General features: G+C 71.7%; 14 protein-coding genes. 13 read left to right on the plus strand and 1 reads right to left on the minus strand.

Annotated elements, in window-relative coordinates; all coding sequences use genetic code 11:
* Positions 1-9 precede the first annotated feature (9 nt).
* From OG223_RS43085 to OG223_RS43145, 13 genes are all read left to right on the plus strand, one after another.
* Positions 10-1,170, plus strand: coding sequence for a DUF3500 domain-containing protein (locus tag OG223_RS43085; RefSeq protein ID WP_329261294.1), 1,161 nt, complete (start codon positions 10-12; stop codon positions 1,168-1,170).
* Positions 1,167-2,036, plus strand: a complete 870-nt coding sequence (locus OG223_RS43090) for a hypothetical protein (RefSeq protein ID WP_329261297.1) — start codon at positions 1,167-1,169, stop codon at positions 2,034-2,036. Before OG223_RS43085 ends, OG223_RS43090 begins: the two co-directional genes overlap by 4 nt.
* Positions 2,037-2,105: 69 nt before the next feature.
* Positions 2,106-3,080 (plus strand): ABC transporter substrate-binding protein, encoded by a 975-nt coding sequence (locus OG223_RS43095; RefSeq protein ID WP_329261299.1) that lies wholly within the window; start codon positions 2,106-2,108, stop codon positions 3,078-3,080.
* Between the two features lie 33 nt (positions 3,081-3,113).
* Positions 3,114-3,974 carry an amidohydrolase family protein gene (locus OG223_RS43100; protein ID WP_329261302.1) on the plus strand — a complete coding sequence of 287 codons (861 nt, stop codon included), beginning with the start codon at positions 3,114-3,116 and terminating at the stop codon, positions 3,972-3,974.
* Between the two features lie 61 nt (positions 3,975-4,035).
* Positions 4,036-4,749, plus strand: coding sequence for a GntR family transcriptional regulator (locus tag OG223_RS43105; RefSeq protein ID WP_329261305.1), 714 nt, complete (start codon positions 4,036-4,038; stop codon positions 4,747-4,749).
* Between the two features lie 48 nt (positions 4,750-4,797).
* Positions 4,798-6,375, plus strand: a complete 1,578-nt coding sequence (locus tag OG223_RS43110) for a carboxylesterase/lipase family protein (protein ID WP_329261308.1) — start codon at positions 4,798-4,800, stop codon at positions 6,373-6,375.
* Positions 6,376-6,386: 11 nt separating this feature from the next.
* Positions 6,387-7,430: an ABC transporter substrate-binding protein gene (locus OG223_RS43115; RefSeq protein ID WP_329261311.1), complete on the plus strand. Its 1,044-nt coding sequence runs from the start codon at positions 6,387-6,389 to the stop codon at positions 7,428-7,430.
* Positions 7,431-7,462: 32 nt separating this feature from the next.
* Positions 7,463-8,332 carry an ABC transporter permease gene (locus OG223_RS43120; protein WP_329261313.1) on the plus strand — a complete coding sequence of 290 codons (870 nt, stop codon included), beginning with the start codon at positions 7,463-7,465 and terminating at the stop codon, positions 8,330-8,332.
* A 158-nt stretch (positions 8,333-8,490) separates the two neighbouring features.
* Positions 8,491-8,868, plus strand: coding sequence for a hypothetical protein (locus tag OG223_RS43125; protein WP_329261315.1), 378 nt, complete (start codon positions 8,491-8,493; stop codon positions 8,866-8,868).
* A gap of 167 nt (positions 8,869-9,035) precedes the next feature.
* On the plus strand, positions 9,036-12,905 hold the full coding sequence (locus OG223_RS43130; RefSeq protein ID WP_329261317.1) for an nSTAND1 domain-containing NTPase: 3,870 nt from the start codon (positions 9,036-9,038) through the stop codon (positions 12,903-12,905).
* A gap of 151 nt (positions 12,906-13,056) precedes the next feature.
* Positions 13,057-13,908 (plus strand): NlpC/P60 family protein, encoded by an 852-nt coding sequence (locus tag OG223_RS43135; protein ID WP_329261320.1) that lies wholly within the window; start codon positions 13,057-13,059, stop codon positions 13,906-13,908.
* Positions 13,909-14,150: 242 nt separating this feature from the next.
* Positions 14,151-16,211 (plus strand): elongation factor G, encoded by a 2,061-nt coding sequence (gene fusA / locus OG223_RS43140; RefSeq protein ID WP_329261321.1) that lies wholly within the window; start codon positions 14,151-14,153, stop codon positions 16,209-16,211.
* Positions 16,212-16,563: 352 nt separating this feature from the next.
* A complete protein-coding gene (locus tag OG223_RS43145) occupies positions 16,564-16,890 on the plus strand; it encodes a putative quinol monooxygenase (RefSeq protein WP_329261323.1) in 327 nt (108 codons plus the stop codon).
* 52 nt (positions 16,891-16,942) lie between these two features.
* Here OG223_RS43145 and OG223_RS43150 read toward each other — a convergent pair whose 3' ends face one another.
* The gene (locus OG223_RS43150) at positions 16,943-18,718 is read right to left on the minus strand and encodes a coagulation factor 5/8 type domain-containing protein (protein WP_329261326.1); all 1,776 of its coding nucleotides are present in this window, start codon (positions 18,716-18,718) and stop codon (positions 16,943-16,945) included.
* Positions 18,719-18,896: the final 178 nt, after the last annotated feature.

Here is an 18,896-nt window from a genome sequence, read left to right on the forward strand (position 1 = left end):
AGGGCAGCGATGACAGGGCTACGACACCGGCCGAGCGCCCCCACCCGACGCCCCGACCAGTGGACACCGGACCTCCTCGCGAAGGTCGACTGGCGCCGCCGCGCGGCAGCCGAACCCTTCCATGGAGTGACCACACAGGACGGCCTGCGCCCGGGCCTCTTCCCCCTCCGCGACACCGGCGTGGACGTCGCCGGGGTACGGCAGGCGGCGGAGGACTACCTCGCCGCACTCTCGCCGACGCAACTGGCCGCCGGCAGGTTCCCCGTCGACGACGTGACATGGCGTCACTGGGCCAACGGAGCGCGGTACTTCCTCCGTCACGGCCTGTGCCTGGAGGACTTCGACGACGAGAAACGACACCGCGCGCTGGACATCGTCCGCACCAGTCTCAGCGCCTACGGCTACACCCAGGTCGTCGACCTGATGCACCTCAACCTCACCATCGGCGAACTCCGCGGTGAGGAGGACCTGTTGAACGAGTGGCTGTACTGGTTCAGCGTCTACGGCGAGCCTGAGAACGGCCGCCCCTGGGGCTGGCAGCTCGACGGCCACCACGTCAACGTCAACTGCGTCTTCGTCGGCGACCAGATGGTCCTCACCCCCACCTTCCTGGGCGCCGAACCGGTGACCGCCGACTCCGGGAAGTACGCCGGAACGTCCGTCTTCCGGCGCGAAGAGGCCGTAGGACAGGAGCTGTTCGGCACGCTGACGAGCCGTCAGCGGGAGCGGGCGGTGATCGCGGACGAGCTGCCGCCCGACCTGTTCGTCGGCGCCTTCCGCGACAACCTCGAACTCGACCACCAGGGGCTGCCGTTGGGCGAGTTGACGTCGGGCCAGCGGGCGATCGCGGCGGAGCTCATGGGCCTCTACGTCAACCGGGCCGCCGACGGTCACGCCCGAGTCCGCATGGACGAGGTCACCGCCCACCTCGCCGACACCCGCTTCGCCTGGATCGGCGACGGCGGCTCGGACGGCGTCTTCTACTACCGCCTCCACAGCCCGGTGATCCTCGTCGAGTTCGAGCACCAGGCCGGGGTCATGTTCGACAACGACGTGCCCTCGCGCCGACACGTCCACACCGTGGTCCGCACCCCCAACGGCAACGACTACGGCATCGATCTGCTGCGCCGGCACCACGAGCGGTTCCATCGGAGGAGGAGCACGGGATGAAGACGGTTCTGGGCCGCGACGACCTCGCGACCGCCGCACAGGCCGCTGTCCGCGCCACCGGGACGGACCTCGAACGGCTCGACGTACGACCCGTGCACAAGGCCTCACGCGGCTTCGTCAACGACGGGGACACGGACGTCTGCGAACTGGCGGTCGTGACCCTGCTCCAGGCCGTCGCCCACGGGAAACCCGTCGTGCTGCTCCCGGTCACCACCCTCGGCCGGCACCAGCACCAAACTCTGGTCACCTGCGGCGAGTTGACCGTCGCCGACATCGAGGGCAGGACCGTCGGCGTCCGCTCCTGGAGCCAGACCACCGGCGTGTGGGTGCGCGGTTTCCTGAGCGAGCAGTACGGGGTCGATCTGCGGAACGTGGACTGGGTCGTGTACGAGGACGGCCACGTCGACGGGCACGAGGACCCGGCGTGGGTGAAGCGTGCTCCCGAAGGCGCCCGGCTCCAGGGGGACTTCCTCGAAGGACGCCTCGACTTCGGGATCATGGGCAACGAACTCCCGGCCGACGACCGTATCCGCACGGCCGTCCCGGACGCCCTCGAAGTGGCTCAACAATGGGCGCTCGCCCAGGGGTTCGCCCCCGTCAACCATGTCGTCGGGGTCACCGAGGCAGCCGCCCGGGAACACTCCGCCGCCGTCTGTGCCGCCTACGACGCGCTGCGTGCCGCGCTCCCGCCGACGAGCCCCGTGGACTTCGCCCCGGTCGGCTTCGAGGCACTGCGCGGACCGGTCACGCGGGCCGCCCAATATGCCCTGGATCAGGGCGTGTTGCCCAGGCCCGTCGCCTTCGACGAGCTGATGGAAGGGAGTTGTGGGGCCCTCGGCGTGTCGCCCGCGCGGCTCGGCGGATAGGGCCGCGCGGACGGCCGTAGCGAACAGGCCCGGCGATCGGGCGGACAGGGAAGACAAGGAAGGCACGGAATGCAGCAGCTCTCGGTGGCCCTCGGGGAGTACCCGCACGGGCAGGCGCTCCTCGGCGGTGAGGTGGAGACGGACGGGTACCGGATCGAGCCGGTCGAGGTCAGGCCGGTCATCGGCGCCTACCGGCGGATGATCCGCGACCTGGAGTTCGACGTGTGCGAACTCGCCCCCGTCTCCTACCTGATGGCCCGCCAGGAAGGCGTGCCGCTGACCGCGATCCCGGTGTTCCTCAACCGGCGCTTCCACCACGGGGACGTGCGGTGCGCCGAGGACTCGGGCATCCGCGTGCCCCGCGATCTGGAGGGGCGCCGGGTCGGTGTCCGCGCGTACACGGTGACCACCGGGGTGTGGGTGCGCGGCATCCTAGCCGAGCAGTACGGCGTGGACGTCGAGAAGATCACCTGGGTGGTGGACGACGACGACCACATCGAGGGCCGTACCCCGCCGAACGTCGAACGGGTCGGCGACGGACGGTCGTTGGGCGAGTTGCTGCGTACCGGCGACATCGACGCGGCGTTCACCGGCAACGCGGGCACCGGCCGGGCGGGTGCACCAAGGGCGGGCTGGGCGGCGGCGGACGAGGGGGTCGGCGACGGGCCGTACCCGCTCTTCCCCGACGCCGAAGTCCTCGCCGTGGACTGGTACTTGCGCACCGGCAGCTACCCGCTGCACTCCCTCGTCGCGCTCCGCTCCGACCTCGTCGAACGCGACCCCGTCCTCCCCGCCAAGCTCTACAGCGCCTTCGTCGACAGCAAGCGCAAGCAACTCGCCGCCGATCCCGACTGGTCGGCGCAGCCCCGCCTCGCCCGCCAGGCCCGGCAGATCGACGGCGACCCCGTCCCGTACGGCATCACCGCCAACGAGCCGAGCCTCGCCGCGCTCGTGCGGTTCTCCCGGGACCAGGGCCTCCTGGACCCGGACTTCCCCACCGGCGCCCGCGACCTGTTCGCCGCCGGCGACTACCCCGACGCCTGACCGAAACGACGTACCGCACAAGGGAGTTGGACCATGGACGTGGTCGACGCGCACTGCCACATCATCTCGGAGGACGAGTCGCGCTATCCCCGCGCGCCGATCGGCGGCAAGCAGTCGGCGTGGGCCGAGTCCCGGCCGGTGACGGCCGCGGGCATGGTGACCCGTATGGACGCGGCGGGTATCGGCCAGGCCGTCCTCGTCCAGGCCACCACGGCCTACGGCTACGACAACTCCTACGTCCTCGACAGCCGCCGCACCCACCCCGGACGCTTCGTGGCCGTGGGCACCTTCGATCCGCTGCGGCCGGGGGCCGCCGACATCCTGGCGGGCGCGGTCGGCGACGGGGGCCTCGCCGGGGTGCGGCTGTTCACGAGCGGGAGCACGGTGCCGACGCAGGGGGAGTGGTTCGCCGCGCCCGAGACGTACGAATTCTGGCACCGGGCGGGGGAGTTGGGCATCACCGTCTGCCTGCAGATGCGGCTCGGACCGGCCACCAAGCAACTGAGGCAGGTCCTGGAGCGGTTCCCGGACGTCCGGGTCCTCCTCGACCACATCGGCTATCCCGACATCGCCGCCTCGCCCGCCCGCGCCGGTGCCGACGTCGCCGAACTCGCCCAGCACCCGGGCCTGTTCCTGAAGCTCACCCACCGCAACCTGGAGCGGCTGCACGACGCCGGGGACACGGCGGCCGACTTCCTCGAACCCGTCGTAGCCGCGTTCGGCGCCGAGCGGATCGCCTGGGGCTCCAACTGCCCCGCCGCCGAACAGTCGTTGCCCGAGCTGCTGCGCCTGGCCGAGGACGTCCTGGCCGTACTCCCGACGGACGCCCGGCAGGCGATCTTCGCCGGCACGGCCCGACGGCTGTACCCCGGGCTCACCGAAGCGGACGCCTGAACGGGACATACTCCCGGAACGGCCGACATCAGCGGCCGGCAACCCTTCCGAGAACACACAGGTGATCAAGGTGGACATCAGCGGTTACGACGACGTCGTGGACCCGGGCCGGACGTCGCCCACCCGGCACGGCCAGGCCTACGACGGACTGCGCTCCCTGCTCCTGTCGGGCAGCGTCGAGCCGGGCACCCGGCTCACCGAGGCCGACCTGACCAGGATGTTCAACGTCTCGCGCAGCACCATGCGGGCGGTGCTGGTCCGGCTGACCCAGGAGGGTTACGTCACCAGCGAGGTCAACCGCGGTGTCCGCACCCGGAGTTTCTCCGTCGAGGAGGCCGCGGACATCCTGGAGGCCCGCGAGACGCTGGAGTCCGCCCTCGCCGGGAAGGCCGCCGAACGCGCCACCGACGAGGAGATCACCCAACTCCGGTCCACCCTCCAGGAGATGGCCGACTGCAAGGCACGCGGCGACCAGGCCGCCTACTCGCGCGGCAACCGCCTCTTCCACCAGCAGATCAAACAGGCCGCCCACCAGCAGACCCTCGCCAAGGCCTACGACACGCTGCTCTACCCGCTCGTCATGCGTCAGTACCGCAACCTCTCCGCCCCGCACCCGCGCGCCGGTTCGCTGGAGGAGCACCAGGCGATCCTCCTCGCCATCGTCACCCGCAACCCCGACGCCGCCGTCGCCGCGATGCGCCACCACGTGGCCTCCGCCCGCCAGGCACTCCTGCTGCGCTCCGCCCGCGACCGCCCCGCGCACGCGGCCGACTGACCGACGACCGCTCGCCGCACACGAGAAAGGGTCTTCATGCGCCACCCAGTGGAAACCGAAGCAGGTCTGGTGGAGGGCATACCGGGCCGCGACCACGCGCTCACCGTGTACCGGGGCATCCCCTACGCGGCGCCCCCGGTGGGGGAGTTGCGCTGGCGCCCGCCCCAGCCCCCGCCGACCTGGCCGGGTGTGCGCACGGCCCGCGCGTTCGGCCCGATGTGCCCGCAGGCCCCGAACAGCGAGGTCGCCGGCATCGACCTCCCGATGAGCGAGGACTGCCTCCACCTCAACATCTGGACCGGTGCAACCTCCACCGAGGAACGCCGCCCGGTCCTGGTCTGGATCTACGGCGGCGGCTTCCGCGTCGGCACCGGCGCGAGCCCCCGCTACGACGGCGAGGCCCTCGCCCGCAAGGGCCTGGTAGTCGTCACCTTCGACTACCGCCTGGGCGCCTTCGGTTTCCTCGCCACCCCCGAACTCAGCGCCGAGTCCGGGCACCACGCCTCCGGCAACTACGGCCTCCTCGACTGCGTCGCCGCCCTGCGCTGGGTCCGCGACAACATCACCAACTTCGGCGGCGACCCCGACCGCGTCACCGTCGCCGGACAGTCGGCCGGCGCCGGAGCCGTCAACTTCCTCGCCATGTCCCCCTTCGCGCAGGGCCTGTTCCACCGTGCCGTCGCACAGAGCCACGCCCGCCACGCGCGCGACCCCGAACTCCGGTACCTGGCAACGTCGTACCGCACCCTCGCCGATGCCGAGAGCGCGGGCGCACGGTATGCCGAGGAGCGCGGCGGGCCCTCGCTCGCGCGGCTGCGCTCGCTGCCCTGGCAGAAGTTCGTCGACGGGGACGCGGCCGTCGACTCCCGTGTGGAGACCGGGAGTTCGGCGAAGCCGCCGCTGTTCCGGCCCGTCGTCGACGGCTGGGTGATCCCGGCCGGCTACGAGGAGACGTACGCCAAAGGGCTCCAGAACAACGTCGGTTACCTCGCCGGCAACAACCGCGACGAGAGCGGAGCCGTCCCCGAGAGCACCTTCGCCGCCTACCGCACCGCCGGCAAGAAGGCCTGGCGGCCGGGCATGCCACCCGTCCACGTCACCCTCGACGACTACACGGCCGCGGCCCACCGCAAGTTCGGCGCGCTGGCCGACGAGTTCCTACGGCTGTACCCGGCGGCCGGCGACGACGAGGCGGGCCGGGCGCACAGCGCGGCCGTACGCGACAACGCCCGTATTTCCACGTTCCTTTGGGGCACGGACTGGACGAGACACGCGGACCGGCCGGTGTACACGTACTTCTGGACCCACCGATCTCCAGCACGTGGTCAGGATCCGCGGCGCGCCTCGCACAGTTCCGAGATCGACTTCGTCCTCGGCAACCTCGACCAGGACGACGCCGAGTGGACCGCCGAGGACCGGGCCGTCGCGGCGACCATGTCCGGCTACTGGGCCAACTTCGTGGCCACCGGCGACCCGAACGGGCCCGGACTGCCCAACTGGCCGCCGTACACACCGGATGCGGCCACGGTCATGCAGGTCGGCGAGGACTTTGGACCGGTCCCGGTCGCGGAGCCCGCCCGGCTCGACTTCTGGAAGCGCTTCTTCCGTACGCAGCAGGCATGGTGACAGGAGACCTCATGAGACGACGCACCGCGGACCCCCGTACCGCCGTCGCGCTGGCGGCCACCATGGCGCTCGGCACGGCACTGCTGACCGCGTGCGGCGGTGACTCCTCGGCGAGTGCCGACGGACTCACCACCGTCACGGTCGGCACCGGCGGCAACATCTTCGACCTGCCCCTCAAAGTGGCCGACGCCAACGGCTACTTCCGCAAGCAGGGACTCAAGATCAAGTACGTGACGCTGACCGCCGCGACCGGGCCGTCCGCCCTCCAGGCGGGCTCCGTACAGTTCCTCCACGACAGCCCGACCGGGTTCGTGACCGCGCTCTCCAAGGGCCTCCCGGAGACCGCGCTCGCCGCCGACGGACTCGGCAACCCGCTGGGACTGGTCGTCAGCAAGAAGTTCGCCCAGGATCACGACCTGACCGCCTCGACACCGGCCGCAGACGTCGCGAAAGCCCTCGCCGACTCGACGGCGGGCGCCAGTTCGGCCAACACCAAGGCCGAGGCCGGGATCTTCCTCAAGTCCCACGGCGTCGACCCCACCAAGCTCAAGTGGGTGCAGTTGCCGAGCCCGGCCGCCGACAAGGCCGCGCTCAACAACCACGAGATCGACTGGTTCGTCACCTCCGAGCCGCTGCCCCTCCAGATCGCGGACTCCGGGGACGGCATCGTCGTGGCGACTCCGCTGACCGTGCCCGAATGGGACGCCGAGCACTCCGGATACAGCCAGTTCGTGGTGGCCCAGAAGAGCTACGCCGACGGGCACGCCGACCTCGTGAAGAAGTTCGTCACCGCCGTCGAGCAGGGCACCGCCTACATGCGGACCCACCTCGCCGACAAGCAGGACAAGACCGTGCTGGCCGTAGCGCAGAAGGCGCTGCCCGGCGTACCGGCGAAGGTGCTGGAAAGCAGCCTGGAACAGGTCGACTGGCCGGCCGAGGCGTCCATGGACGCGGCCACCTGGAACACCACCACGGCCTTCATCGACGCGATAGGCGCGCTCCCCGACGGAGCGAAGGTCACCACGAGCGACTGGACCAACAAGTACCTGCCATGACACGGCCGGCGGGCAAGCGGAAGGAGCAGACGATGGCGACTGCCACCAGTACCCCCGAGAACACGACCGAGGCCCCGGCCGCGACCGGACGACGACGCGGGACCGACAGCCGGTGGCGGGACACCGCCGTCGTGGTGGCGCTGCGCCTCGCGGTGATCGCGCTCTGCCTGGTCCTCTGGCAGGTGATGAGCGGACCGGTCATCCCTGAGTACGCCGTCAGCAAGCCCACCGACGTCTCGCACGCCCTGGGGAAGCTGCTCGGCTCCTCCTCCGGGTGGAACGACATCAGGGTGACGTCGATCGAGATCGTCGCCGGATTCGCCATCGGCGTCGTCCTCGGCACGGTGATGGGCCTGCTCCTGGGCTCCTTCCCGCTCGCCGGCCGGGTCCTGGAACCCCTGGTGGCCGCCGTCAACGGCATCCCCAAGATCGCCCTCGCCCCGCTCTTCCTGCTGTTCTTCGGCATCGGCCCCTGGTCGAAGATCAACATCGCCGTCACGGGCGTGTCCTTCGTCGTCTTCTACAACGTCTATCTCGGCCTGCGGCTGCGCGAGCGCGAACTCGTCGAGATCGTCCAGGTGATGGGCGGCCGCCGCCACCACGTCCTCGGCTACGTCACCATCCCCACCCTCGCCGCGCCCTTCTTCGCCGCCCTCAAGACCGGCGGCCCCCTCGCGATCCTCGGCGTCATCGGCGGCGAGTTCATCGCCTCCTCCGAAGGCGTCGGCCACGAACTGTTCACCTCGGCCATGAACCTCGACGCCGCGACCGAGTTCGCCGGACTGATCGTCCTGGTGGTGATGACTCTCGTCCTGAACGGCCTGCTGACGTGGCTGGACAAGTACGCGCTGAAGCGGCTGGGGCTGAGCCCACGGAGGTCGACCGAGCGCCGCACCGGTTGACCGCCGGACCACAACACCCCTGCTCACGCCGGGTTTCCCGGTCGCCCGCGGGACGGGCAACAGGAAACCCGTCGACCCCATGACTCCCCCGGGACAGGCTGATCCCGTCAGCACGAAGCACGGCCTGCGACGACGCAGGAGACCCACTAGGGGGAAACATGCGCACGATGTTCCGCGCCGCCGCCACGTTCGCGACCGCCGCCACCGCGCTGGTGGCGATGAGCGGGGCGGCCCAGGCGAAGCCCGCCGACGGGACGCCCTGGGACGGCTGCCCGTCCGGGGCGGTCTGCATCTACGGCCAGGGAGTCGACCCGGACGCCAACCCGCACCCGACCAACGTGTACTACAGCTACGGCGCCCACAACCTCAGCAACCAGGTGGGCGACCACTGGATCCTCAACAACCAGACCGGCGGCGCGACCGTGAGCGTGTGCAACGGCTACAACGGCACCAACTGCACGCAGACGATCGCTCAGGACTGGGCCTACCGCCTCGACTTCACACCCATCAACTCCATCACCCTCAACCGGCCGTAGCCGGATCCCTCACCACGGGGGAACACTGCCGGGACCGGTCCAAGACGGTCCCGGCAGTCCCGTTTTTCGCCACTCCGGGTGAAACGCTTGGCTCCCTGTCAGACCCCCGCAGTAGCCTGGGCATCCGCTGTCTCACGATCCGGGCAGGCAGTGCCAGGGGGGACGCCTTGGGGGATCAGCAGTACCAGCACGCGGCAGCCGACCGGTCCGACCAGCCGGGGAGCGCCGAGAGCACCGCACAGGCCACGTCGTCCTTTCCCGCGCAGCTCAGACAACTGCGCCGGGAACGCGGACTGTCGCTGGCCGATCTGGCGCGCCGGACGCACTACAGCAAGGGCTATCTCAGCAAGATCGAGACCGGCGTCAAGCGGGCGACCGTCGACGTGGCCCGCCAGTGCGACCACATCCTGCGCGCCGACGGCGAGTTGCTCAGACTGGTGCGCGAGGCCGGCCCGGCGGAGCGCGCCGGCGGACCGGCCACCGACGGCAGCGCGCCCGCCTGTCCGTATCGCGGACTGGCGGCGTTCACCCCGCAGGACGCGGCCTGGTTCTTCGGCCGGGAGCGGGCCACGGCCGCGCTCGTCGAGCGGGTCTTCCAACGCGTCGGCGGCGGACCGCTGTTGCTGGTCGCCCCGTCCGGCGCCGGCAAGTCCTCGCTCCTGAACGCCGGTCTCGTCCCCGCCCTGCGCCGCCCCGGCGGCTTCCCGATGCCCGGCGCCGAGCGCTGGCCGGTGATCAGGTTCACGCCCACCGTCCATCCGCTGGCCGAGCTCCTCGAACGGACGGCGAAGGTCCTCGGCAGCGATCTCGACCTCACCGCCCAGCAGGTGGCCGAGCGCCCCGACGTCCTGCTGGAAGCGGTCCGCGCCCGCTCGGAGGGTGCCCCGACCGGCCCCGACGGGCGCCTCCCGCCACCGGTCCTGCCGGTGCTGCTGGTCGACCAGTTCGAGGAACTGTTCACCCTCTGCTCCGACGAGAGCGAGCGACGGGCCTTCGTCCGGGTCCTGTGGGCGCTGTCCACCGGCCCGGACCCCGCCGTCGTCGTCCTCGGCGTCCGCGCCGACTTCACCGGCCGCTGCCTCGAACTCCCGGAACTCGCCCCGGTGTTCACCGACGGACTGTTCGTCCTGCTCCCCATGTCCGTGGCCGAACTGCGGGAATCCATCACCCGCCCCGCCGAACTCGCCGGCGTCACCCTCGAACCCGGCCTGGTCCCCCTGCTGCTGCGCGACGCCGGACTGCGCGACGAACCCGGCACCGCCCACCCCTCCACCACCCCCGACGACACGCCCTCCGGCGCCCTGCCCCTCGTCTCCCACGCCCTGCTCGCCACCTGGCAGCAGCGCGAGAACACCACCCTCACCGTGGCCGGTTACGAGCGCACCGGCGGCATCCAGGGTGCCGTCGCCCGCACCGCCGAGACCGTGTTCGCCCAGCTCTACCCGGCCGAGCAGAAGACCATCCGGCGCGTCCTGTCCCGGCTCGTGCACGTCTCCGACGAGGGCACCGTCGCGACCCGCCGCCGCGCCGGCCGCAGCGCCCTCATGGAACAACTCGCCGACGCGGACGCCGCGTCGGCCGCCCTCGACGTCTTCGTCCGGGCCCGGCTGATCACCGTGGACAGCGACACCGTCGAGATCACCCACGAGGCCCTGCTGCGCGCCTGGCCCCGGCTGCGCGACTGGATCCACGCCGACCGCGCCGGACTCCTCATCCACCAGCAACTCGCCCACGCCGCCGCCGAATGGGAGCGCGAGAACCGCGACCCGTCCGCCCTCTACCGCGGCACCCGGCTCGACACGGTCCGCTCCTGGGCCGACGAACTCGACGGCCGCGCCCGCCTCGGCCCCCGCGAGGAGGCCTTCCTCCGCGCCAGCCAGGCCGAAGAGGACGCGCGTCAGCATCTGGCGAGGCGTCAGATCCGGTTACGGCAGGCCCTGTTCGCGACGCTCGCCGTCCTCCTGGGCCTCGCCGTGACGGCCGGCGCCCTCGCCTACCAGCAGCGCGCCAGTGCCCTCGACCAGGAGCGCGTCGCCCGCTCCCAGGCCCTCGCCGTGCAGTCCACCTCCCTGGCCGGCAGCCAGCCCGAGGCCTCGATGCTGCTCGCCGAGGAGGCCTACCGCGCCGACCGCACCCCCGAGGCCCGCGGCGCCCTCCTCAGCACCCAGGCCCAGGCCTTCTCGGCCCGCCTCGCCGGCCGGCACGGGCCGGTCAACGCGGTCGCCTTCGCCCCCGACGGCAGCCTCCTCGCGACGGCCGGCGCGCACGGCACCGTACAACTGCGCCGCACCGCCGACCACCGCACGACCGCCACCCTCAGCCTCCCCGGCCGGGTCCGCTCGGTCGGCTTCAGCCCCGACGGGGCCACCCTCGCGGCGACATCCCTGGACGGGCCGGTACGGATCTGGGGCACCGCCGACCACAGGCTGCGGGCCGTGCTGCCCGCGAGCTCCACGGACGCCCGCGCGCTCGCCTTCGACCCCCGCGGCCGTACCCTCGCGGTCGCAGGCGAGGATGGAACGGTCCAACTGTGGGACATCGGCGCGGGCCACCCCTCCGTGGTGCGGCTCCTCGGGCACACCGGCCGGGTCAACACCCTGGCCTACGCCCCGGACGGCCGGACCCTGGCCTCGGGCGGCGCCGACCGGACCGTACGTCTGTGGGACACCGACCGGGACCGGTCCCGCGCCGTGCTCAAGGGGCACACGGACGAAGTGCTCGGGGTGGCGTTCGCGCCGGACGGGCGGAGCGTGGCATCCGGGGGCGTAGACCGGACCGTACGTCTGTGGGATGTGGCCTCGGACCGGTCCACGGCGACGCTGACCGGACACAGCGACGACGTCAACGCGGTCGCCTACACGCCCGACGGCGGCACGGTCGTCAGCGCGGGCGGCGACGGCACGACCCGGCTGTGGGACGTGCGCACCGGACGGCCGGCCGCGATCCTCGCCGGGCACACCGACTACGTGATGTCCGTCGCCGTGGACTCCACCGGGACGACCCTGGCCACCGGCGGCTTCGACCAGTCGGTGGTGCTGTGGGACCTGCGCGGCCCGGTGCTGACGGCCCGTCCGTTCACCGAGGTCTCGCAGGCCGCGTACAGCCCGGACGGCACACTCCTGGCGACCGCCGACGCGGACCACACCGTACGGCTGTGGGACGTGGCCCGGCGCCGGATGGTGTCGACGTTCACGGGCCACCGCGAGAGCGTGTTCTCGGTGGCGTTCGCCCCGGACGGCCGCACCCTCGCCTCGGCGGGCTCGGACGGCACGATCCGGCTGTGGGACGTCCGCACGCACCGCCCGTCGGCGACCCTCACCGGCCACACCGGGGACGTCTTCTCCGTCGCGTTCGCGCCCGACGGCCGCACCCTCGCCTCCGCGGGCGCCGACCGCACGGTCCGTGCGTGGGACCTCGCGAGCCACCGCCAACTCGCCGTCCTCAAAGGCCACTCGGACTCCGCCAACGATGTCACGTACAGCCCGGACGGCCGCGTCCTCGCCAGCGCGGGCGACGACCTGACCGTCCGTCTGTGGGACACGGCGGCCCACACTCCGCTCGCCACCCTCACCGGCCACACCGGCGCTGTCCGGGGTGTGGCCTTCAGCCCCGACGGACGGACCCTGGCGAGCAGCAGCAACGACGGCACCGTCCGCCTGTGGGACGTCCGCCACCGCCGCTTCGAGGCCTCCCTCACCGGCCACACCGGATCCGTGCGCGGCCTCGCCTTCTCGCCGGACGGCCGGCTCCTCGCGAGCAGCGGCAGCGACCGTACGGTCCGGCTCTGGGACCTGTCCGGGCGGCCGTGGGCCACGCTCACCGGGCACACGAACGCGGTGTGGGGCGTCGCGTTCGCGCCCGACGGAGCGACCCTCGCCAGCAGCAGCAACGACGGGACCGTACGGCTGTGGGACCTGGACCTCGGCGCTCAGCTCACCCGGATCTGCACGCTGCGCACGGCGATCGGCCCCGAGGAGCGCGGGACGCTGCTGCCGGGGCTGCCCGTGTCCTTCACCTCCGGGTGCGCGAAGCCCTGACCGGGGGGCCAACTCCCCTGGTGGGGCGGGTTTCCCCAGGGTTTCCCGTTGCCTCTCGGCGTGGGGTGACGCCGGGTCCTCGACCGGCCGGGCCGGGCTCGGCAGGCTGGTGCCCGACCAGTCTCGGACCACAGAAAACGGGGGTCCCGGCATGCTTCGGCGGACCGGAATCATCGGCACACTCATCGGGCTCCTCGCCTTCCTCCTCTGGGCGCCCGCGGCCGTCGCGGCGCCGGCCGCACCGGCGGCGAGCGGCTGCGGTGTCCTCGCACCGGGCGCCTCGGCCGCCGCGCAGAGCGCGATCGCCGCGGCCTGCGCCCAGGTCGACGCGGGCACCTGGTACACGTGGGGCGGCGGACACGGCGCGCAGCCCGGCGCCACCTACGGCCAGGTCGACCCCACCGACCCGGCCAGCGAACACGACCCCGAGCGGCTCGGCTTCGACTGCTCGGGTCTCGTCCGCTACGCCTACGCGCAGGCCGCCGGCTCCGACATCCTCGACGGCGACGCGAGCCGGCAGTACTACACGACCCGCGCCGCCGCCCGCTTCACCGCCGCCCAGGGCCTCGCCCCGCTGCTCCCCGGCGACCTGCTGGCCTACGGCGACTCCGCGGACCTGCACCACATCGCGATCTACCTCGGCGCCGGCAAGATGGTCGAGGCGAAGCAGTCCGGCACGCATCTGATGGTCAGTGATGTCCGCCTGAGCCCCGACTACTTCGGTGCCGTCCGCGTCAACACCGGTGCGGTGACCGGGCATGTCTTCCGGACCTGGGGCACCGGCGTCTGGACGAAGACGGCGCCCTCCGTCGGCGCCGGCCGCGTCTACGCCTTCCCCGGTCCGACCTCCGTCCGCGTCGAGTGCCAGAAGCACGCGGAGCTCGTCACCTCGGACGGCTACACCAACGACGCCTGGTCCTACCTGCCCGACTACAAGGCCTGGGTGACCAACATCTACATCCAGGGACCGGCCTGGCTCGACGGCGTCCCCACCTGCGCCTGAAAAACCGGGTGCCCCACCCTCACGGGCTTCCCTACACTCGCCACATCCGTTGACGAGTGAGGGGAGCCCGCCGTGCGTGACCGCACCGCCGTGATCCTCCTGTCCTCGTCCCTCCGGTGCCCGCCGCGCGGCCGGCACCGGATGCCCGTGACGTGACAGCGATCTGACACGACGTCAACTGCTCGCTCTCGTACGGGAATCGCGCCGCCCTGCACGGAATCACTTTCGAAAGGCCACGGGCCGTGCGCACCGAACGCCCTCCCACCACCCCGCTCTCCGCCGTCCGCAACCTGGGCATCCTCGCCCACGTCGACGCCGGCAAGACCACCGTCACCGAGCGGTTCCTCTACCTCACCGGCACCACCCACAAGCGCGGTGAGGTCCACGACGGCACGACCGTCACCGACTTCGACCCCCAGGAGCGCGACCGTGGCATCACCATCTTCGCCGCGGCCGTCACCTGCGCCTGGGACGGTCACCGGATCAACCTGATCGACACCCCGGGCCATGTCGACTTCGCCGACGAGGTGGAACGGTCCCTGCGTGTCCTCGACGGCGCGATCGCGGTGTTCGACGCCGTCGCGGGCGTGGAGCCGCAGAGCGAGTCGGTGTGGCGCCAGGCCGACCGCTACGGCGTACCGCGCATCGCCTTCGTCAACAAGCTGGACCGCGCGGGCGCCGACCTCGACACGGCCGTCGCCTCGATCCGCGAACGGCTCCATCCGGCGCCGCTGGTGGTGCAGTTGCCGATCGGCACGGAGAGCGGGTTCACCGGAGTCGTCGATCTGCTGCGGCTACGGGCCCTGGTGTGGACCGACGGCAGCGACACACCGGCGGAACTCCCGGTACCGGACAGCCTGTTGGCGGAGGCACGGCGGCGCAGACGGCTGCTGGAGGAAGCGGTGGCGGAGCTGCACCCGGTCGCCCTGGAGGAGTTCTACGCCGAATCCACCCTGTCGGCCGAGACGTTGAGCGCGGCGCTGCGCGACCTGACCCGCACCGGGGACGGTCTGGTCGTGCTGTGCGGCTCGGCCTACCGCAACCGCGGCATCGAGCCGCTGCTGGACGCCGTGGTGGCGTACCTGCCCGCGCCGTCGGACGTGCCGCCGGTACGGGGGACGTACGACGGCGGCGAGCAGGAGCGGGCGGCGGATCCTCGACTGCCGTTCTCCGCGCTGGCGTTCAAGGTGAGTGCGGCCGGCACCGGACGGCTGACGTATCTGCGGATCTATTCGGGCACGATCGAGAGGGGAGACACGGTGTGGGACCCGGGCGCGCGGCGCACCGAGCGGATCGGGCGCATCCTGCGGGTACAGGCCGACCGGCACGAACGACTGGAGCGGGCGGTCGCCGGGGACATCGTCGCCGTGGCCGGACTCAAGTCCGCCCGCGCCGGCTCGACCCTGTGCGCACCGGACGCCCCGCTCCTGCTCGAACCGCCCACGGTCGCCGACCCGGTGGTCTCGGTGGCGGTCGAGGCCCGCAGGAGCACCGACACCGACAGGCTGGCGTCGGCGCTCGCCCGACTGGCCGAGGAGGACCCGTCGTTGGTCGTACGGACCGACACCGAGACCGGCCAGACGGTCCTGTCCGGCATGGGCGAACTGCACCTGGAGGTCGCGGTGGAGAAGATCCGCCTGGCCACCGGCGTGGAGGTCACCGTGGGCCGCCCGAGGGTGGCCTACCGGGAGACGGTCGTGCGCGGAGTGTCCGGACTGGTCTACCGGCACGTCAAACAGGACGGCGGATCGGGGCAGTTCGCGCACGTGGTGCTGGACGTGGAACCGCTCGACGGCTCCGGCTCCGGCTTCGAGTTCCGCTCGGCGGTCGTCGGCGGGCGGGTGCCGCAGGAGTACGTCCGCTCGGTGGAGGCCGGGTGCCGTGACGCCCTCGCCGAGGGGCCGATCGGCGGCTTCCCGGTGACCGGGCTGCGCGTCACGCTGACCGACGGGGCGACCCATGTGAAGGACTCCTCGGAGCAGGCGTTCCGCACGGCCGGCCGCCTCGGCCTGCGGGAAGCCCTGCGCGCCTGCGAGACGGTCCTCCTCGAACCGGTCGTCGAGGTCACCGTCACCGTGCCCGAGGACGCGGTCGGCGGAGTCCTCGGCGACCTGGCCGCCCGCCGCGGCCGCGTCACCGGCTCGACGACCCGCACGGCCTCGGCGATCGTCACGGCGACCGTGCCCCTGTCCGAACTCTTCGGCTACGCCACGCGGTTGCGCAGCCGGACCCAGGGCCGGGGCACGTTCACGGCTCGGCCGACCGGGTACGCGCGGGTGCCGGGCGGGGTGACGACCCGGTAGCGACGCACGGGCGGGAGGCGCCTCCACACGGGGCGCCTCCCGTCACCGGTCCCGGAGAGGCGGGCCTGGCGCGAACTCACGTACAGGGCAGGGCGGTTGCACGTTCTGCCGTGGGCCGGAGGTGTCGCGGCGTGGGATGCGGTTGCACGGCAGCAGCAGCCGGCCACGGGCCGAGGGACGTTCCTCACCCGTCCGACGGAGTGTCCGCCGGCGCCGGGTGCGGCCGGGACCGCCCGCCGGCCGTCCCTGGGCGGGAGGTGTCCCGGTGAGACACCTCCCGCCGCCTGCCCGTGGGAGGCTCGCTCGGGTTGGAACGTTCCCGTGTGCCGACCCGACAACCTGGGAGCACCGCATGATCTTCATCGCCGTACGGTTCCCCGTCCGCCCGGAGTACCGCGACACATGGCTCGACCGGGTCGCCGACTTCACCGCCGCGACCCGGGCCGAGCCCGGCAACCTCTTCTTCGAGTGGTCCGTGGACGCGGCGGACCCCAACCGCTTCGTCCTGCTGGAGGCGTTCGCGTCCCCGGAGGCCGGCGCCGCCCACGTCGGCTCCGAGCACTTCAAGGCGGCCGTGGCGTGGATGCCGGACGTCGTCGCCGCGACGCCCGACATCATCAACGTCGAGGTGGAGGGCGGGGGTTGGTCACCGATGGCGGAGATCACCCCACGGGTGTGACGGTGGCGGGTGCGGACCGGAGGGGGAGCTCCGGCCCGCACCCGCCACGACCTCAGGGGTACGACACCACCGTGGACGGGATCGTCGACGTGCCCGAAGTCGCCGCGCCCGTCTCGTTGATGACGTGTTCGTACTGGCCCTGTCCGCCGAGCGAGACGACCAGCAGGTCGTGGAACTTCACGCCCGACCGGTTCGGTGCGGCGAAGCCGTTGTGCTGCACGATCGTCGGGGCGACGTTGTAGTAGCAGTAGCTGCCCAGACCCCAGCCCTCGTGCACGGTCACGTTGTCACCTACCTTGTAGGCCGCGTACCCCTTGATCGAGCCGTTCTGGATCGCCGCCTGGTTCGGGGCGTCGTACGCCTTCTCGTTCTGGAAGAAGATCGTGCGGCCCCGCTCGCCGTTCCACTGCACGTCGTACTTGTTGAAGTGCTCCACGAACAGGCCGGTGGCCAGCACGTCGGCGCCGTTCACGACGAGGCCGTAGTCCGCCCGGTTGGTGTCCCAGCCGATGCCCGTGCCGTGGTCGGCGCGCCAGAGCCAGGTGTGGTCGACGATCGTGTGGCGGTTGTTGACGACCATGCTGGTGGTGGCCTTGCCCGCGCCCGCGCCGCCGATGCGGACGAACACGTCCTGGACGGTGGTCGGGTTGGCCGAGTGGTCCGTCGTCGTGCCCGAAGGGCCCACTTCCAGCAGGGTGGTGGAATTGACCGTGCCCGCGTCGATCAGGAACCCGGCCAGGCGTACGCCGTCCACGTCGGCGGTCTTGAGGGCCGTGACTCCGTTGTCGGGGACGAGAGTTGCGTAACCCAGGCCCAGGACAACGGTGTTGGCGCGGTTCACCTGGATCGGCTGGTCCAGGTGGTAGATGCCCGGGGTCAGCAGGAGGTGAAGTCCCTGTGTGAGCGCCTGGTTGAGGGTCGCGGCCGTGACGCCCGGCTTCGCGACGTAGAACTGCGACAGGGACAGCGAGGTGCCGCGCGGTGTGCCGTTGCCCCAGGTCACGCCGCTCGCGTTGGTGCGCTTCTCGGGGAGGAAGACGCGGTACTCGGTGCCGTTGAGGTAGAGGAAGGGCTTCTCTCGGGAGACCGGTGTCGTGGCCAGCGTGGTGTACACCGGGTTCGGGAAGCCCTGCGCGGGAGCGCCCTGCACGCCCGAGAACACCATGTTCCAGACGCCGTTGAGCCAACTGCCGATCGCGCTGTCCCGGGTGTACCACTGCTGCTGCGAGTACGGCTGGACCTGGCCGTCGATCCGGCTGTCGGCGATGTAGCCGCCGCTGGCCCAACCGTAGCCGTTCGGCGCGAGGTTGAGGCTGCCGCGCACATGCATCCGCCGGAAGGGGGCCGCCTGAGCCACGGCCCACCTGTTGGTTCCGCTGACCGGGACGAGCGCGAGGTTCTCCGCCGAACGCCAGAAGTTCTGCGTGGCGTTGCCGTTGAACCAGCCCGCGTCGACCGTGACGTCACCGTTGATCGTGGTGTCGTCGGGGGAGAGGCCGAGGCCCGCGATCGAGGTGTAGAAGCCGAGCTGGGCGTTGAGCCCGGAGTAGGTGCCGGGCTTGAAGAAGAAGGCGTAGCGGCCGGTGCCGAACTGGGCCGTCTCCTGCTGGGCGAAGATCTGGTCCAGCTTCGCCTGGATGCCGGCGGTCGACGGGTCGAAGACGATCACGTTGGGGCCGAGATCGCCGCCGCCCGGCAGGGCAAGTGGCTTGTTCGCGACGGGAGTTGTGGGGGCTGCGGACGCGGCGGAGGCGGTTGCGGGCAGCCCGGCCAGGGCGGACACCGCGGCGGCGGCACCGAGGACGGCTCTGCGGGGAACTGGGGACATAAGGCGGCTCTCCTTGTTCATGAAATGAACGCCGGTGGGGTTGGGAGCGCTCTCTCGCGGGGGAATGCTTCAGGTCCGTGAACGCGGCCGTCAAGAGGTACGACCGAGTTCGACGAGTGGCGTCCAAACTCTTGACGCCTTTGGCTTCCGAGGTTTAACTCACGTCCTAAATTAAGTC

This window comes from Streptomyces sp. NBC_01478 (assembly GCF_036227225.1).
GTDB lineage: Bacteria > Actinomycetota > Actinomycetes > Streptomycetales > Streptomycetaceae > Streptomyces.

What these genes read in the sequence shown, in the direction of transcription:
- OG223_RS43085 (WP_329261294.1), top strand. Translation starts at nt 10, where the DNA reads ATGACAGGGCTACGACACCGGCCGAGCGCCCCCACCCGACGCCCCGAC.
- OG223_RS43090 (WP_329261297.1), top strand. Translation starts at nt 1,167, where the DNA reads ATGAAGACGGTTCTGGGCCGCGACGACCTCGCGACCGCCGCACAGGCC.
- OG223_RS43095 (WP_329261299.1), top strand. Translation starts at nt 2,106, where the DNA reads ATGCAGCAGCTCTCGGTGGCCCTCGGGGAGTACCCGCACGGGCAGGCG.
- OG223_RS43100 (WP_329261302.1), top strand. Translation starts at nt 3,114, where the DNA reads ATGGACGTGGTCGACGCGCACTGCCACATCATCTCGGAGGACGAGTCG.
- OG223_RS43115 (WP_329261311.1), top strand. Translation starts at nt 6,387, where the DNA reads ATGAGACGACGCACCGCGGACCCCCGTACCGCCGTCGCGCTGGCGGCC.
- OG223_RS43120 (WP_329261313.1), top strand. Translation starts at nt 7,463, where the DNA reads ATGGCGACTGCCACCAGTACCCCCGAGAACACGACCGAGGCCCCGGCC.
- OG223_RS43125 (WP_329261315.1), top strand. Translation starts at nt 8,491, where the DNA reads ATGCGCACGATGTTCCGCGCCGCCGCCACGTTCGCGACCGCCGCCACC.
- OG223_RS43135 (WP_329261320.1), top strand. Translation starts at nt 13,057, where the DNA reads ATGCTTCGGCGGACCGGAATCATCGGCACACTCATCGGGCTCCTCGCC.
- OG223_RS43145 (WP_329261323.1), top strand. Translation starts at nt 16,564, where the DNA reads ATGATCTTCATCGCCGTACGGTTCCCCGTCCGCCCGGAGTACCGCGAC.
- OG223_RS43150 (WP_329261326.1), bottom strand. Translation starts at nt 18,718, where the DNA reads ATGTCCCCAGTTCCCCGCAGAGCCGTCCTCGGTGCCGCCGCCGCGGTG.